This window comes from Achromobacter xylosoxidans (assembly GCF_002192695.1).
Lineage (GTDB): Bacteria > Pseudomonadota > Gammaproteobacteria > Burkholderiales > Burkholderiaceae_B > Achromobacter > Achromobacter xylosoxidans_C.
In genome coordinates this window covers 1-751 of sequence record NZ_MTLG01000015.1, presented here as the reverse complement: position 1 = coordinate 751, position 751 = coordinate 1, and the positions used below count along the sequence as shown (strand labels likewise).

The following is a 751-nucleotide window of genomic DNA, read 5'->3' as shown; positions in this document are numbered from 1 at the left end:
GCGTTCAACCGCGACATCGGCAACAAGGTGCTGTTCATCAAGGACGGCAAACTGCTGTTCATCAAGGGCATCAAGCTCAAGGCCATCGCCGACCGCAAAGCCTACTTCGCTTCGCTGCGCGCCCGACAGGCCCAACCCATCGTCATTCTCGCCGAGCTTCCGCCCGAGCAGGCATTTGACCTGTGGAAGCAGCATGTCCTGGGCGACAAGCCCGACTGACCCGGCGCCGACGCCCCCTCCTGACAGCCCCGCACTCGATGCGGGGCTTCTTTTTTCCGGTGCCCATCAATCGGGGCTGGGCCGGATGCCGTTTTCAAACTGACGCAGCGCGGCCCGCGCACGAAGCTGCCCGCATGTTCGCTGATTCGTCAGCACATGCCAGCAGCCAGGGTTTCAGGCTGCCGCGGGTCTCTCCCGCGTTGCCCGCCAGTCCGCATCGCATCAAGTCTGCGGACGCGCGTCCCCGTGACGTCGATGCTTTTTATCAACCGCGTGCGGGAGCTGCCATCCCGTGAGGGACGAGGCCCCGCTTTTCCAAGGAGCCCGTCCATGTCCCAGCAAGCCTCTTTCGGCCAACTGGCCCTGACCTACTGCGGCAAGTTCCTGCCGCTCGAAGTCCTGCAAAGCGCCGCCGGTCACTACATCGGCACGCGCGATACCGAAGGCCCCGTTTCGCGGGAATCCCGCGAGTACTTCCGCAGCTATGCCGCGGCTCAACGTGCCCTCGAAAGAGGCGGCTGGTCCCAGCTCG

The 751-nt window shown here is 64.4% G+C and carries 2 pseudogenes; both read left to right on the top strand.

The features are described from left to right. A pseudogene (locus tag BRO63_RS03935) lies at nt 1-219 on the top strand (hypothetical protein); the annotation flags it as partial. 330 nt (nt 220-549) lie between these two features. Beyond that, nucleotides 550-751 (top strand): annotated as a pseudogene (locus tag BRO63_RS03930) (hypothetical protein); the annotation flags it as partial.